We start from the raw sequence: 15240 nt of genomic DNA, 5'->3' as shown, positions 1-15240 counted from the left end.
AAACATAGAAATTCCAAGATGCACAGCTTGCGCATTCCCTTGGCAGCATTACCCGCCCAGGTTCTTTGGGTATAATCTCAGCCTTTTTGGTAAAAAGCACCCCTTTGAGATGCCGCAAATGTAAGATGCGATTATTGATTTTCATAAAATACAAACGGGAAATTTAACTTTTGATAACAACTGTGCCCCCTAACGGCCTGCGTATATAAGGGTATGGACCCTAAATCAAAAAATAGATTTACCCTTAAAATCATACTAAGCTATGCTGTCCTTGGTATTTTGGCCGTTCTTGCTGCATTTTTCATCTATAATGAGTTCAAAAGCTATGCTTCTGTAAAAAACCAAGGGGATAGCAACCAAAAACTACTGAAAACCAACAGATTGCTCACACAACTGTACGACGCTGAAAACCTTTCAAAATTGGCCTTGCAGACCAAAAAGCCCCAGGATTTAAAATCCTATGCGAGAAAAGTGGACTCCATAAACAGCTTCATCGACTCCCTGAAACCACTTGCTCAAACCAACAACGGTAAATTGGACAGTGTACAAGAGTTATTAAAACAAAAGGTTTTCAATAATGCCGAACTGCGTAAACTGAAGGTGCAAAATGAAAAAAGTGCTTCGTTGGATTCGGTTTTGGATACTTTTCACGAAATGGAAGTGGATATGGGGCGAATTACACCTGAAACATTTGCGCCTAACTTTCATCAATTGTCCCCAGAGGCACAGGAATCAATTAAAGAATATGTGGCACTGCTCAATAAGAACATCCCGAATTCCCATGGAAATACGGATGCCAACAATATCGACTCTATCTTAGCGATTTCCAAGTCCATCTTAGAGAGGGCCAAAACAGAGACTGCCACCACAGAACGCACTGTACTTCAAAAAGAGCTTCAGATTTACAGGACCGACCTTGAACTATCACAAAAAATGCGGGGTATTTTATCCGACTTTGAACAGGAAATGGCCCAAAATGCCTATTTGGACAACCTTCAGCAAGAACGGGCCCTTAAAAAAAGCTCAAGATTGGCTGCAGGAGCGGTTATTCTAGGACTCATAGTTGTAATTGTGTTTACACTGATGATATCAAAAGATTACTGGAAAGTACAACAATACCGGGAACAACTTGAAAAAGCTAAAAAGTATGCTGAATCACTTTTAAAAAGTAGAGAACAGCTCATCTCAACCGTAAGTCACGACCTAAGAACGCCCCTAAATACCATTAGTGGGTATTCCGACTTAATCGAGGAAAGCGGTTTGAATACCAAACAATTGAACTATCTGAAGAAAATCAAGTCCTCTTCGGGCTATGTGGATAGTTTAGTAACCGACCTTTTGGATTATTCAAAACTTGAAGCAGGAAAAATCAAGTTGGACAACGTATCGTTCTCCCTTTATCGATTAATAGAGGAAATCGCTGTTGATTTCGAAGAAATACCATCAAAAAAAGAGGTTGTACTACAATTGGAAATAGCCGAAGATTTGAAAACACCTATCAAAAACGATCCTTTTAGAATACGCCAAATACTTACCAACATCATTGGGAATGCATTTAAGTTCACAGAATCCGGCCATGTGAAAGTTTCAGCAAAAACAATGGAAAAAGGAAAGGATATCTGGACCAGGATAGATATAGAGGACACAGGTAAGGGAATACCGGTTGAAAAACAGGAAACCATCTTCCAAGAGTTTATACAAGCAGGGGAAACCACCAACAAAAAGCAGATTGGATATGGACTTGGCCTCACTATTTCCAGAAAGTTGACCAAATTGTTGGGTGGCTCCTTGAGTTTGAAGAGTCAGGTTGGGAAGGGCAGCACTTTCACTGTTCAGGTTCCCATCGAGTTTTCTAAAACGGAAACGGATGAAAATGATACCAAAGAAATTGCTCCCAGACAAGAGGAACTCAACGTTTTGGTCTTTGATGATGATGAGAACATGCTCGGCCTTATCCTGGAACTTTGTAAAGTAAACAACATCAAAACATCGACTTTTACAAGCCTTGATGATTTTGACCTATCAAAAATCCACCAATTCGATGTTGTTCTTACGGATATTCAAATGCCCTCCGCAAATGGTTTCTCTGTTCTAAAATCCATCCAAGGCATGGGATACAAGAAACCCGTTATTGCCATGACCGGACAACAGATCGGCAATAAAAGTGAATACTTGGATTCAGGTTTTTCCGATGTTCTGCAAAAACCATTTACAGCCAAATCCCTGCTAAAGGCCTTGAAACCGACGGTAAAGAAGACCCTGTCCAATGGTATACCCACTTCGGATTCTTCCGTGTTCACCCTCAGCAATATTTCACCTTTTTTGGATGACCCAAGTGCTGTTCAGGAAGTTTTGAAAGTCTTTTTGGAGAATACAAACAAGAGTCTTGAATTCATGTTTTCGGCCGTTGGCAATAAAGATTACAATGATATCCGAGCAACCTCCCATAAAATGTTGCCCATGTTCCGGCAAATGGAAGTACAAGGTGCCATCTCCTTATTGGTGCTTTTGGAAAACATTTCCGATAATGCCAAAGGAGAAAAAGCATTCCATATCCTTTCGGAACTAAAGGTGGTTGTGAGCAAGCTGGAAAGTGAGATCCAACAATATTTAGCTAAACATTCAATTGATATTGATTGATTTTGTTGTAAAGTGTCTTTCGCGTAATCTGAAGTAATTTTGCTGCTTTACTTTTATTGAAATTGGTTTGCTTTAAGGCTCTCAAAATCAGCTCCTTCTCATAGTCAGATTTAGAAAAATTGGCTTTTTCGTGTTTATTAGCCCCTTCTATTACCTCTTCGGCCAAAGCGTTTGGAAACATGGTTTCCGTTTCAGAAAAAAGAGCAGCTCTTTTGATCACATTCTTCATTTCCCTCAGGTTCCCTGGCCAATCATAATCTTGGAGTATTCTTTTGGTCTCATCTGAAAACTCCAATATGTTCTTGTCCAATTCTGAATTTGCCTTGGCCAAGAAGTAATCGGCAAACAACAAAATATCATCTTGTCTATCCCTTAAGGAAGGTACTTCAATGGAAAATTCATTCAGACGGTGGTACAAATCTTCCCTAAACTCTCCCTCTTCGGCCGCATCTGAAAGATTTTCGTTGGTAGCGGCTATGATTCGAATGTCCAGTTCAATTTCCTTTGTACTGCCCACACGTTTTATTTTACGCTCTTGAATGGCCCTGAGCAATTGTACCTGATGCTCATAGGAGAGATTGCCCACCTCATCCAAAAAGAGTGTTCCTCCGTTGGCCGTTTCAAAATGTCCTTTTTTATCATCTATCGCCCCTGTGAAACTGCCCTTTACATGCCCAAAGAACTCGCTGGTGGCAATTTCCTTGGGTATGGCTCCACAATCCACTGCAACAAATGGCTGATCTCTTCTTTTACTGGCTTGATGAATGGCATTGGCGGTCACTTCTTTTCCAGTACCACTTTCGCCTGTGAGCAAAACGGACATATTGGTAGGGGCAACCAATTCCACATACTGCTCGAGTTTTTTTGATTTTTCCCCTTGTCCTTTTAAAAAACCGGCTTGCTTTTCTTGTCTATTATTTGATTTTGAACTGTGGCGGGAAGCTTTCGGTTCCATCACTTTGGCGTTCAACGCATCTTTGATCACGGAAAGTATTTGCTCTGGGGTAAAAGGCTTTGAAATATAGTCAAAAGCACCTTTTTTAATTGCATTTACGGCAGTTTTCACCTCGGCATAGCCCGTCATTAAAATCACTTGTGTCGCTGGTGAGTCACGCTTTACTTGAGGAAGCAAGGTCACACCGTTCCCTTTGGGCAATCTTACATCTGACAAAATTATATCAAAAGTGGATTTTGCAAGAAGCTCTTCGGCCTCCTTAATGGAATAGCTTATGGACACGACAAAATCATTCTTGGTCAAAAACTTTTGAAGCATTTGACAGAACGCCGTATCGTCTTCAATGATTAGGATTTTGGGCATATCTCAGTTATCTAATATACGGCCCATACCTCTCTGGAGATTATATGTTTTTGATAAAATTATCACAAAAAAAGGGCTGCAAATGCAGCCCTTTTCAAACCAAACTAACTACCGTGGGGCGATAAAACTAATTACATGTCAATCCAGTTCCCCTCAGCATCGGCATAAACAGTTCCTGTAGTGCCGTCTTCAAGGGTAAGATCCAATTTATATTGGTCTTCATCGTTTTTGTAGGCCTTAGCGATTTTAGCAGTAGGATAATTCTCTTCTACTGCAGTAGTTACTGCGGAAGGAAGGTCAGATACATCGATTTCCTCAAAATCCCCTACTACGATCTCTATGGCGTTGTTTGTTTCCAATTCTGGAGTTTCAACATTGGCAAATGCTGTTATTCCTACAAATGACAATACTGTTGCTAAAGCTAAATTTTTCATGGTATATGATTTTAATTGTTAAACTTGCTTATCTAACTGAAAACATAATGCCATTCCATTCTTTTTTACTCAAGCACACGCAAAAACCTATATATCAAGCACTTAATTTTTATGTCATTTTAAATGATTGGGTAAAAGTGTGTAATCCTGTAAACAGGGTGTGTAAATTTTATACAAGAAAGGCTGCCGAAGCAGCCTCTCATTATTGCCAATTAATGGTCACAAGGAAAAAAGACCATGGTACAGATTGGCAGAAATGGATAATACATGGATAGTGTTTATATAGCATCATCCTGATTCTTCATGTTCTTGTTCTTATTTTTGTTTTTAATGTACGATATCAATATATACAAGGCCAATGCCAACGATACCAGATTAAAGAACAAGACTATTTTATATAACATATATATTTACGTTGTTGCCCACTGTTTCCGAATCCTATGAAAAGAAAGCCGTACAGAGTGCACGGCCTTCTCGCCAAATCAACCAACCTAGTTGCGACAACCCGTAAGGATCATCAAAATTTAATCATGTCATCGAATAACAGTTTTGACTATACCTTTTAGACACTCTTTTTTAAGGGAGGTCACATCTTGACACAAAAAAACCCGCCACTTTTTTTGTAACGGGTTTAATTCATTGTTTTTTAAATATTTACGCTTGGTGCGTGGGCTTTAAAAGATCGTTCACTGTTTTCACTGGGTTAAAGGTCACCAAAGGCACCTCTACAAAAATAGTGTTCCAAAAAGCCATGGCACCGTTCCACAAACCTGGCAGCTCCAATGCCTTCAACTCCTTTCCTTCTTTGGTTTTCCCTGTGATGAAACCTTGTTTGGAATCCACAAAATCCAACAAATTAAATTTTTTCCCTTTGTGGTCTCGAACCCCACATACCAAATCCACGGGGTTAAAATGCGTTGCATTCTGCAAAATTGCAGCTTGGCCCTTATCATCCATATCAATCTGGGCGGACTCAATTATTTGAAGGGAAATGCTTCCATTGGCATCCTTGATCCAAAAAGGACCTCCTCCAGGTTCCCCTTCGTTCTTTACCATCCCACAAATACGGATGGGCCGGTTGATTCTATCCTTGATCACAGCTTTTTGCTCTGCCACACTTAAATCATCATAATTAATGGGCATCCGCACATTGAGGTCTTTTTCCAAAAATGCCTTAATCTCATCGGCTTTTTCAATAGACACGTCGCCCTCTAAAAGTTTGGCATAGGCAAAAGCTTTATCCTGGACTTTTTTAAGAACGCCCGCCAACATTTTTTTGCTATTGGACACGGTCTCCAAATTTTTATCGACCACCACATTGTCTATGTTCTTGATGAAAATGATATCGGCATCCTGATCGTTCAGGTTTTCGATCAGTGCCCCATGTCCACCGGGACGGAACAAAATGGAACCATCGCTGTTTTTGAATGGCTTGTTCTCCATATCCACCGCAATGGTATCGGTGGATGGTTTTTGATTGGAGTAAGACACATCGAAATTGGTATCCGTTTTCTTTGAAATCTTTGGGCCCACCGTCGCTTCTTCCTTGGCAAACATCTCATCATGCTGCTCCGATACGGTAAAATGAAGGTTTGCTTTACCCTTTGTTTTGGCATAGAGCACAGCTTCTTTTAAATGTTCCTCGAACGGGGTTGCCGTGCCTATTTCATATTTATGGAAAGGCAAAAGTCCCTTAGGGTAAAACCCATAGTTAAGCCCTTCTTCCGACAACATTTCCTTTACAAAAAGATAGGCTTCTTCATCCTTACTGGAGGCTTTGCCCTCTATTCTGGACATGATCAATTCATGAAAAGGAAAGTCAGAAAGGTTCTCCGTGAACTTTTTCGCATCGGTATCCCCAGTACGTTCTATATATTCTGATAGTTTTTCTTCTGATGGGTCATAACTGTCAAGAAAATTGAACATTGCCTTGAACATCCGTGATGCGGCACCTGAGGCAGGCACAAATTTTAATAATTCGAGATCTTTTCTATTATCCTCAAAATATTGAAGCAGGTCCAGCTGTTCCTTTTCTGAGAACCGAAGTATGCCATTGCCCACTACCGCGGCCTGTGAGAGTTGCACAAATGGGATGCCTTCTTTAAATGTTTGTATTTGGTTTGCTACTTTTTCTTTGGAAATTCCTTTGGAATCCAGTTGTTCCAAGTCTTTAGGACTTAATTCGATCATGTTTTTGGAGAAGTTTTTCTATGTGTTCTACTGCTATGGAAAGCCTTGACGCTTTATCCCCTCTTAAATTAATGAATTTCCTGTTATTTTTCTCCAAAGCTTCCTTGAAATGTACAAACATTCGTTCTCTTTCATCGGGTTTGTCCCTAAGATCGTCCGCTACCCAAGGGGTATCAATGTATGTCAAAAAGTATAGATCGTAGGTGTTTTTCCCGGCATATTTTTCTATAAGTGGATCACAGGTACTGTCGTAATAGGCTTCAGAGTACACTTTGGTCTCCAAAAGGTCAGTGTCACAGATAAGTACTCTATTGGCTTTTTTTGCCAATTGGTTCTCCAATCGCATTTGTCCGTACGCAATGGGCAACAAATCGTGGGGTTCACAGGTTTTTTGTTCCCTGTCCCATTTATCTTGAAGGTATTCTCGAGCATATTCGGGCACCCATTCGGTTTTGAAATGTTCCGCCAGTTGTTTGGACAATGTGGTCTTGCCCGTGGATTCAGGTCCAAAAAGGACAACTTTTATGAGGTTTGTGGGCTCTTGGCCAAGTTTTTCTTCCATGCTAGATATCCCTGTATCGCTAGAACAGTAAAAATGAGGTATTGCAAAGAGAACATACCCCATCCTCTATAGGCATACAAAGGTACGGTTATTAAATCACCCAATATCCAAAGGGTCCAATTTTCGAGTTTTTTATTGGCCATATACCACATTCCCGTGAAGAAAATGCCTGAAGTGAATATATCTACGTAATTGGTGGCACCTATTTCCGCACCAAATCCTTTGTAAACACCATACGTGACCAACATGGTCAACAGGAAAAAACCGAATCCCACCCATTTCTCCTTGGTATTGGTCCTGGTTATGTTCACCACCAATTCCCTGTTGTTCTTTCGTCTGGCCCAGTTCCACCATCCGTAAATACTCATAATGGAATAGTAGAAGTTCATCATCATATCTCCATAAAGTTGGTCCACTAGAAAAATGTAAGTGGTTATTACCGTGGCCACCAAACCCGTAGGATAGACCAAAATATCTTCCTTTTTGGCATAGACCACACTGGCTATTCCAAAGAAAAAAGCCGTGGCTTCAAGAATGATCAGGGATAGTTCTCGGTCTTCATAAGGCCCGAGGAAAAAATCAAAAATGAGGTTCATACTCGCTTCGGTCGGATTTTACCACCTTCATGGTCAACACCACATGGTCCAAATTCTCAAAACTTTCTTTGATTTCGGAATTGAGCAATTCCATTACCTTGTCATAATCACCAAAGACCTGGGTACTCAGCGGATTCTCCAAAACGGTAAGTCCCGAATCACGCAGCTTTTTTATAAAAGCAATGATAGGTGCTTCAAAATTATCCTGAAGAGGGGATAAAGTCAGTTCAACGGATATTTTCATTGAGATTGCGGATTTAGGACGTAAAACTACAAAAAGGATTCATCATCCTCCCATCATTTTGAGAGCATATACACAGGTAAAACCTTCAAACTCCAAAAATTCGATTTCGTAATGGGATTTTTGACCCCTGTACAGTATCTCGGCCACGGTTCGGGTATCCTCAAAAGTAAAGTCCATTACGTTGATATGCCTTAAAAAGCTCAGCCCTTGCTGTGCATAAATTTTGTAAAGGGATTCCTTGGCTCCCCATACTATGGTCAATTTTCGCATCAACGCTTCAGAATTGGCCAAGGTTTTGTATTCTTGAATAGGCGTGAATTTGTGGGCAATCCTCAGTATTTTATCTCGTTGCATCTCAATATCGATACCTACCTCATCGGTTTCACTAATGATGATTCCCGTGAAATTGTGTGAGTGAGTGATGGAGATATATTTTCCATCCTTGAGGTGGGGTTTCCCAAAATCATCATAATACAGGTCGTGATCCACATAGCCTGCCTTTGCCATAAGGTGGCGGATACTTAAAAAAGCTCTTCGGTGTGCCTCGGATTTCATGCCATCCATACGATTTTGACAATGCTCCGTAAGCTCCACATCCTTAGAAAGTTCAGCCTCTGGCTCGGTTACCTTCCAGATGTATGCCTGGGTAGTGGGGGAAACTGTTATTGTTTTGTAAACGGGCATGAGCAAAAGTTAAGTGAATTCGTATCTTTGTCGCACGATTTAAGCGAAGCTACAAAAGTAAATTTATAAAAAGTATGAGCACAAAGACAATTCCATATGTTCCTTATAAAGTGAAAGATATCTCTCTTGCAGATTGGGGAAGGAAAGAAATTGAGCTTGCAGAAGCAGAAATGCCAGGGCTAATGGCCTTGCGTGAAGAATATGGAAGCCAACAGCCTCTAAAAGGTGCTAGGATTGCCGGTTGTCTTCACATGACCATCCAGACCGCAGTGTTGATTGAAACCTTGGTAACCCTTGGCGCTGAAGTGACCTGGAGTTCTTGTAACATCTTTTCCACTCAGGACCATGCTGCGGCAGCAATAGCAGCAGCCGGTATTCCAGTTTATGCGTGGAAAGGGATGACCGAAGAGGAATTTGATTGGTGTATTGAGCAAACCTTGTTTTTTGGAGAGGACAGACAACCATTGAACATGATCTTGGATGATGGTGGCGACCTTACCAACATGGTTTTGGACCAGTATCCTGAATTGGCTGGAGGTGTAAAAGGTCTTTCTGAAGAAACCACCACAGGAGTACACCGTTTGTACGAAAGAATGAAGAAAGGAACATTGCCCATGCCTGCCATCAACGTGAACGATTCCGTGACCAAGTCCAAGTTCGACAACAAATATGGGTGTCGTGAAAGTGCTGTTGATGCCATTCGCAGAGCTACGGATACCATGCTAGCAGGCAAGCGTGTGGTTGTTGCGGGTTATGGTGATGTTGGAAAAGGTACTGCAGCTTCATTCCGTGGAGCTGGGGCCATTGTTACCGTTACCGAAATTGACCCTATTTGTGCACTACAGGCCTGTATGGACGGGTTTGAAGTGAAAAAATTGGAAACCGTAGTACCCAATGCCGATATTGTTATTACCACAACAGGGAATAAGGACATTATCCGTAAGGAGCATTTCAGAGCCTTGAAGGACAAAGCCATTGTTTGTAACATTGGACATTTTGACAATGAAATCGATATGGCCTGGTTGAATGGGAACTATGGTGACACCAAGGACGAAATTAAGCCACAAGTGGACAAATACACCATTGATGGCAAGGACATAGTGATTTTGGCCGAAGGAAGATTGGTCAACCTTGGTTGTGCCACAGGACATCCAAGTTTTGTGATGAGCAACTCGTTTACCAACCAGACCTTGGCCCAAATAGAGCTTTGGAACCATAATGACAAATATGCCAACGAAGTGTACATGCTTCCAAAGCATTTAGATGAAAAAGTAGCCAAGTTGCACTTGTCCCGTTTGGGTGCCGAGTTGACGGAGCTGAACCAAGAGCAAGCTGATTATATCGGTGTACAAGTTGATGGACCCTTTAAACCTGAGTACTACAGATATTAAGATTCCATATATAATATGAAAAAACCCCATGACCGTAATGCTTCATGGGGTTTTTTCTTTTCAAAGAAGCTTTTTATTATTCGGCTAAAAGCGTTTCTGCTTCCACATAATCAAATGTTCTGTTCTGTTGCAAAAGGGCCAATCCTTCTTCCCTTGTGCTCATTGGGTCGATTTTCACTTCTTCCCCATTGGGCATGTAAACAATGTAGAAGCCTTCTTCAAAAGAGGATAGTTTAATGATTTCTCCATTCGGGCGTACTGCATTCCAAGACTTTTCATCCGGCTTATACACCAAATCGATTTTCTTGCCTTTTTTGGGACCTTCCACTACAGTTACCTGTATTCTGTTCTTAGTGGCGACCATCTCAAAAGTATTGCCATCGTGCTCCACCATTTGGATTTCGGATTCGCCATCCTTCATAGCAATGGGGTTGGAACCTGACCAAAACTCGATTACGTTGAAAATAATGGCATCCCCAAGAAAAAACAATCCGTAGACGGGAACAATGTTCAATCCCCAAAAAATTAAGTTATCCAAAAATTTGCTATCTGTAAGTCCTTGGTTCCAATCTTTCAAATTGTTGAAGGCCCTGAAAGAACCCAAACAGCTGGTAAACAAAATTGAGCAGGCCAGTAATGAAGAAATAATTGCTTTTTTCATGATATAAGATTTATAGTTAATGTTATTAAAGCTACAAAAGATTTTCATTGGCTACTTGCCTTCCCTCTATGCATTTCATTTTTGGTCCATGAAAAACGTGCCCCATCCCATTGTGATCACTACCTTTATCCACTCAAAAAAACATGTCATGGAAAACAATTGGTATACCATTCAAAATATCGAAACCGTGGACTCACCATCCATTGCATTGTATTTGGAGCATCTTACATTCAATATCAAGGAGATGATTTCACTGGTTGATGGCAAAACAGAACGGTTGATGCCCCACATCAAAACCAATAAAATGCCCAAGGTAATGGAACAGTTATTGGCTGCAGGAATCTCCAACTTCAAATCTTCCACCATTTCCGAAGCTGAGATTGCTGCCGAAGCGGGAGCCTCCTCGGTATTGATCGCCCACCAATTGGTAGGACCAAAAATCGACCGCTTTATCAATCTGGTAAAGCACTTTCCCAACACACAGTTTTCCACCATTTTGGATAACGATGACAGTGCTGAACTTTTGAATCAAAAAGCTTTGGCTGCCGGATTGACCATCGATATTTATGTTGATATCAACAATGGAATGGACCGGTCTGGGATCAAGATAGGAAGTGGACTGGATGATCTTATGGCATTCCTAAATACCTGCAAGGGATTAAGCTTTAAAGGTTTTCACGTATACGATGGTCATTTGCGCGACCCCGATTTTTCCGAAAGAAACACCAAAATCGAAAAAAGCCTGGACGTGGTGACCACCTATTTTAAAGCAGTACAGGAAAAATTTCCAGATGCCCAAATGATTTGTGGCGGTACGCCTTCTTTTACATCACACCTTAAAGAGAACCACAGAATCACCAGTCCAGGGACTTGCGTGCTTTGGGACTGGGGCTATGGCGAAAAGTTAACGGAGCAGCGATTTAAGCATGCCGCACTTTTGGTCACCCGAATCATCTCCAAGCCCACCGAGGGAATCATAACCGTGGACCTAGGGCATAAATCAGTTGCTGCGGAAAACCCGATTGACAAAAGGGTAAAATTCTTGAACCTTGAAGGCTACGAGCTGCTTTCACAAAGTGAAGAACATGGTGTAATCAAGGTAAATGAGTGGGAACAATATAAAGTCGGGGATGTATTTTATGGCATTCCCTATCACATTTGCCCAACCATTAACCTGCACGATGAAGTTTCGGTCATCGAAAATGGGGAAAAAGTGGATACTTGGGCAATTACAGCTAGAAAACGAAAACTGAACTTTTAGTGCAAAAGTTCCTTTACGTCTATTTTGATGTCCACCCCACTGATTTGCTTCGCAAACGATTGTTTGATCAAGTAAAACAGGAGTGAAGCAGCTTGTTTGCTGTCCAACCCATTTTTGTGAATGTTGGAAATACAGTTCCTTCGCTCATCCGTCAATCCCAACTTTGGTGCGTAGGTAGTGTAAATCCCCATACTTTCAGGGGAGGAAAGTCCGGGGCGTTCACCTATGCATGTGACCACAAATTTTGAGTTTAGCGCAGCCCCTATTGGATCGCCGAGAGCTACACGGGCCATAGTAGCAAGCACAAAACCAACTTTATATCCCTTCAGTTTGGGTATTATTTCTTTTAAGAGTGGGAGTATGTTCGTATTTACGGCATTTGCCGATAGTCCATCAGCAACCACAACAACAATATCGAATGCTTCTTGAGCTTCTTTCAATAACTTTTCTGACGATTCATTGAGTTTTCTGCCTAAATCGGGACGTTTCAAGTACTCATCCCTATTATTGACTTTGCTTTGCGCCTCCCAAACAGAAAATCCCATTTTTTGTATTTGGCTTTTCAGCTTATCATTATCCAAAACCGATACAATCGCATCCTTGGCCTTGGCATGGGCGAACCTAAATTGCAAAACCTCTTCCAAAGGAATACTGTTCCCTGTACTGCCCAAAGCTATTCGGGCATTGGTAAAATTCTTTAAATTCCCCCAAGCATCCTGTTGGATGGAATTGGTCTTCTCTGGTTTCATCACAACGCCTTTAATAGTTTATGGGATGCTTCAATGGTCCTGCGCTGCCCTTTGTCATCCAAAATCCCTATAGTTTGCAACCACGCTTCAAACTCCGGAGCAGGTTTTTTGTCCAACACTTTTCTCACGTACAACGCATCATGAAATGAGGTGGATTGATAGTTCAGCATCACATCGTCCGAACCTGGAACGCCCATGATAAAATTACATCCCGCAACACCCAAAAGGGTCAACAAATTATCCATATCATCTTGGTCTGCCTCGGCATGGTTTGTATAGCATACATCCACACCCATGGGAAGTCCCATCAATTTTCCACAAAAATGATCTTCCAAACCTGCACGGGTAATTTGTTTGCCATCATACAAATATTCGGGACCTATGAATCCAACCACGGAATTTACCAACAATGGATTAAACTGCCGCGCCAAAGCATAGGCTCTTGCCTCACATGTTTGTTGGTCCACGTTCCAATGGGCATCTGCAGAAAGTGAGGAGCCTTGACCTGTTTCAAAATACATTACATTTTGACCTACCGTGCCCCGATTCAGTTCCAATGTTCCTTCGTAAGCTTCTTGAAGCATGGAAATATTGATCCCGAAGGATGCATTGGTCTTTTCCGTACCTCCAATGGATTGAAATACGAGGTCTATCGGTGCTTTGTGCAATAATTCCAGTGAGGTTGTCAAGTGACAAAGGACACAAATTTGGGTGGGAATGTCGAATCGTTGTCGGATTTCATCCATCATTTGGAGTTGATTGCCCACAACATCCACGCTATCGGTTACTGGATTTATTCCGATAACCGCATCGCCACTACCATACAAAAGGCCATCCACGATACTGGCCGCAATACCCTGTAGATTATCGGCAGGATGATTGGGTTGCAAGCGAACGGAAAGGTTTCCCTTTTTTCCAAGGGTATTTCGAAAACGTGTGATGACCTCACATTTTTGAGCTATCGCAATCAAATCTTGGTTGCGCATCAGTTTGGAAACTGCTGCCACCATTTCTGGCGTAAGTCCTCGGGAAACGGATTGTAGTTTTTTGGCATCCACTTCGTGCATCAATAACCAATTGCGCAAATCTCCGACGGTAAACCCTGAAATCTCTTGGAAAGCGTTATAATCGTGCGTGTCCAAAATCAAACGAGTCACCTCATCCTTTTCGTAAGGGATCATGGTTTCATTTAAAAAATCCTTGAGTGGGATTTCGCTGAGGGCATATTGAGCCGCAATACGTTCCATATTATCCTCCGCAGCCAAGCCCGCAAGGGCATCTCCCGTTCTAAAAGGGCTAGCCTTGGCCAATACCGACTTCAGATCGGGAAATGAATATACTTTTTGGTCTATGGTATATTTATAGGGCATTTTGTACGGTTATTCCCTTAAATATAGCTAGTTGAAGACCTATCTAAAAGAATTTAGTCCTCTTTTAGACCCAATTTGTCCAAATCGTAAAAATAGAAGTTCTTTTCGTCGTTCATCGCAGTGAAAAGACCGTTTGGAAATGTATCGTTCAATGGAACGGTAACCACATCACAACCATCGGTTTCCAATGTGGATAGGTTTACCGCTTTTATGAAGCTGTTGTCCTTTCTGGAAAAAATATTGAACTGACCCCGTTGCTGGTCGGATACAATAATGTAACCTTCTCCATTCGGATATCTGGCAATGGCAATACCTTCTATATCTTCCAAAAACTTCTCTCCACCAAAGCAGGCCAATTCCTCATCGCCCATGCTTGGTTCCGCATAGTATTTTTTGACGCATTCCCCTTCATCGGAATAGTAGACGTAGCCTAGTTCATTATCCACAGCAATGGCCTCAATTTCCTTACCGCCTGTAAAACTTCCGAATTTGCGCACCAAATTGGCCGAAACTCCTGTGCTGTCGGATTCAAATTTATATTGATATAAATAAGAACCGCTTGGTCCAACCTTTCTACCCACAATGGCGTATACGGATGAATCCTTTGGGGATTTGTACAAACTGATTCCCATGGCCAAACGTTGCTCTACATTCGATTCATCTTCAAAAACCGGGAAACCTCCTCCATCAAGTGGTTTCATATCGGGTACGGAGAATAGTCTGATCTGCTGCTTTTCCCTTTCCGTAAATGCAATCACATCAACAGCAACGGAATCGTTCAATTGGAATCCATATTCCAAATCCACGTTGTTGGGTCTTTGGATGTTTTTGATGGATTTCTCGGCTATGATCTTCCCATCAAGGTCAAAGGCATAAATACCTCCGTTGGTTTCTTTGTCCGTTCCAAACACGATACTTTTTGATGCATCGTCAGGGTTGATCCAAATGGCGGGGTCATCGGTATCGTTAGGTGTTTTTTCTGTGATTACATCTGGCGCTATGGCTGGCTGTTTACTCCCTTGTTCACAGGACACCATGACCAGGACAGTTAAAATTGGGATATATATTTTTCTCATATTGAATGTTAAGATAGGAAATGTCAGTCCCAAGTACCTACCATAAAAGGCAGGTACTCGATAT

General features: G+C 41.6%; 14 protein-coding genes. 3 read left to right on the top strand and 11 right to left on the bottom strand.

The features are described from left to right. The first annotated feature begins 213 nt into the window (after positions 1-213). Positions 214-2640 (top strand): hybrid sensor histidine kinase/response regulator, encoded by a 2427-nt coding sequence (locus PY092_RS03065; RefSeq protein WP_275614382.1) that lies wholly within the window; start codon positions 214-216, stop codon positions 2638-2640. Here the strand turns inward: PY092_RS03065 and PY092_RS03060 are convergent. The 7 genes from PY092_RS03060 to PY092_RS03030 all read right to left on the bottom strand — a co-directional run bounded on the left by PY092_RS03060 (position 2615) and on the right by PY092_RS03030 (position 8668). Beyond that, positions 2615-3958 carry a sigma-54-dependent transcriptional regulator gene (locus tag PY092_RS03060; RefSeq protein ID WP_275614381.1) on the bottom strand — a complete coding sequence of 448 codons (1344 nt, stop codon included), beginning with the start codon at positions 3956-3958 and terminating at the stop codon, positions 2615-2617. The genes PY092_RS03065 and PY092_RS03060 overlap by 26 nt on opposite strands. Positions 3959-4089: 131 nt before the next feature. After that, on the bottom strand, positions 4090-4392 hold the full coding sequence (locus tag PY092_RS03055) for a hypothetical protein (protein ID WP_275614380.1): 303 nt from the start codon (positions 4390-4392) through the stop codon (positions 4090-4092). Between the two features lie 654 nt (positions 4393-5046). Then, on the bottom strand, positions 5047-6582 hold the full coding sequence (locus tag PY092_RS03050) for a DUF4301 family protein (protein WP_275614379.1): 1536 nt from the start codon (positions 6580-6582) through the stop codon (positions 5047-5049). After that, complete coding sequence (locus PY092_RS03045; protein ID WP_275614378.1) at positions 6563-7144, bottom strand: ATP-binding protein; 582 nt, start codon at positions 7142-7144, stop codon at positions 6563-6565. The genes PY092_RS03050 and PY092_RS03045 overlap by 20 nt, the downstream gene beginning before the upstream one ends. Then, positions 7105-7740, bottom strand: coding sequence for a nicotinamide riboside transporter PnuC (gene pnuC / locus PY092_RS03040; protein ID WP_275614377.1), 636 nt, complete (start codon positions 7738-7740; stop codon positions 7105-7107). The genes PY092_RS03045 and pnuC overlap by 40 nt, the downstream gene beginning before the upstream one ends. Further along, complete coding sequence (locus tag PY092_RS03035; protein ID WP_275614376.1) at positions 7724-7984, bottom strand: thiamine-binding protein; 261 nt, start codon at positions 7982-7984, stop codon at positions 7724-7726. Before PY092_RS03035 ends, pnuC begins: the two co-directional genes overlap by 17 nt. A 42-nt stretch (positions 7985-8026) precedes the next feature. After that, entirely contained in the window at positions 8027-8668 is a 642-nt protein-coding gene (locus PY092_RS03030) for a 4'-phosphopantetheinyl transferase family protein (protein ID WP_275614375.1), read from the bottom strand. Between the two features lie 74 nt (positions 8669-8742). On the opposite strand from PY092_RS03030, the gene ahcY reads away from it, so the two are divergent. Then, positions 8743-10059 (top strand): adenosylhomocysteinase, encoded by a 1317-nt coding sequence (gene ahcY / locus PY092_RS03025; RefSeq protein WP_275614374.1) that lies wholly within the window; start codon positions 8743-8745, stop codon positions 10057-10059. A gap of 76 nt (positions 10060-10135) precedes the next feature. Here ahcY and PY092_RS03020 read toward each other — a convergent pair whose 3' ends face one another. Further along, the gene (locus PY092_RS03020) at positions 10136-10720 is read right to left on the bottom strand and encodes a DUF3332 domain-containing protein (RefSeq protein WP_275614373.1); all 585 of its coding nucleotides are present in this window, start codon (positions 10718-10720) and stop codon (positions 10136-10138) included. Positions 10721-10868: 148 nt separating this feature from the next. Between PY092_RS03020 and PY092_RS03015 the strand changes: the two genes are divergently transcribed. After that, complete coding sequence (locus PY092_RS03015) at positions 10869-11981, top strand: D-TA family PLP-dependent enzyme (RefSeq protein WP_275614372.1); 1113 nt, start codon at positions 10869-10871, stop codon at positions 11979-11981. Here PY092_RS03015 and eutC read toward each other — a convergent pair. The 3 genes from eutC to PY092_RS03000 are packed head-to-tail and all read right to left on the bottom strand — an operon-like array spanning position 11978 to position 15176. Then, positions 11978-12730, bottom strand: coding sequence for an ethanolamine ammonia-lyase subunit EutC (eutC, locus tag PY092_RS03010; protein WP_275614371.1), 753 nt, complete (start codon positions 12728-12730; stop codon positions 11978-11980). The two genes, PY092_RS03015 and eutC, sit on opposite strands and share 4 nt — an antisense overlap. Further along, positions 12730-14100: an ethanolamine ammonia-lyase subunit EutB gene (locus PY092_RS03005; protein ID WP_275614370.1), complete on the bottom strand. Its 1371-nt coding sequence runs from the start codon at positions 14098-14100 to the stop codon at positions 12730-12732. The genes eutC and PY092_RS03005 overlap by 1 nt, the downstream gene beginning before the upstream one ends. A 53-nt stretch (positions 14101-14153) precedes the next feature. Further along, positions 14154-15176 (bottom strand): phytase, encoded by a 1023-nt coding sequence (locus tag PY092_RS03000; protein ID WP_275614369.1) that lies wholly within the window; start codon positions 15174-15176, stop codon positions 14154-14156. Between the last annotated feature and the right edge of the window lie 64 nt (positions 15177-15240).

It is taken from the genome of Flagellimonas yonaguniensis (assembly GCF_029193885.1).
Lineage (GTDB): Bacteria > Bacteroidota > Bacteroidia > Flavobacteriales > Flavobacteriaceae > Flagellimonas > Flagellimonas yonaguniensis.
This window is presented reverse-complemented; position numbering and strand designations above follow the sequence as displayed.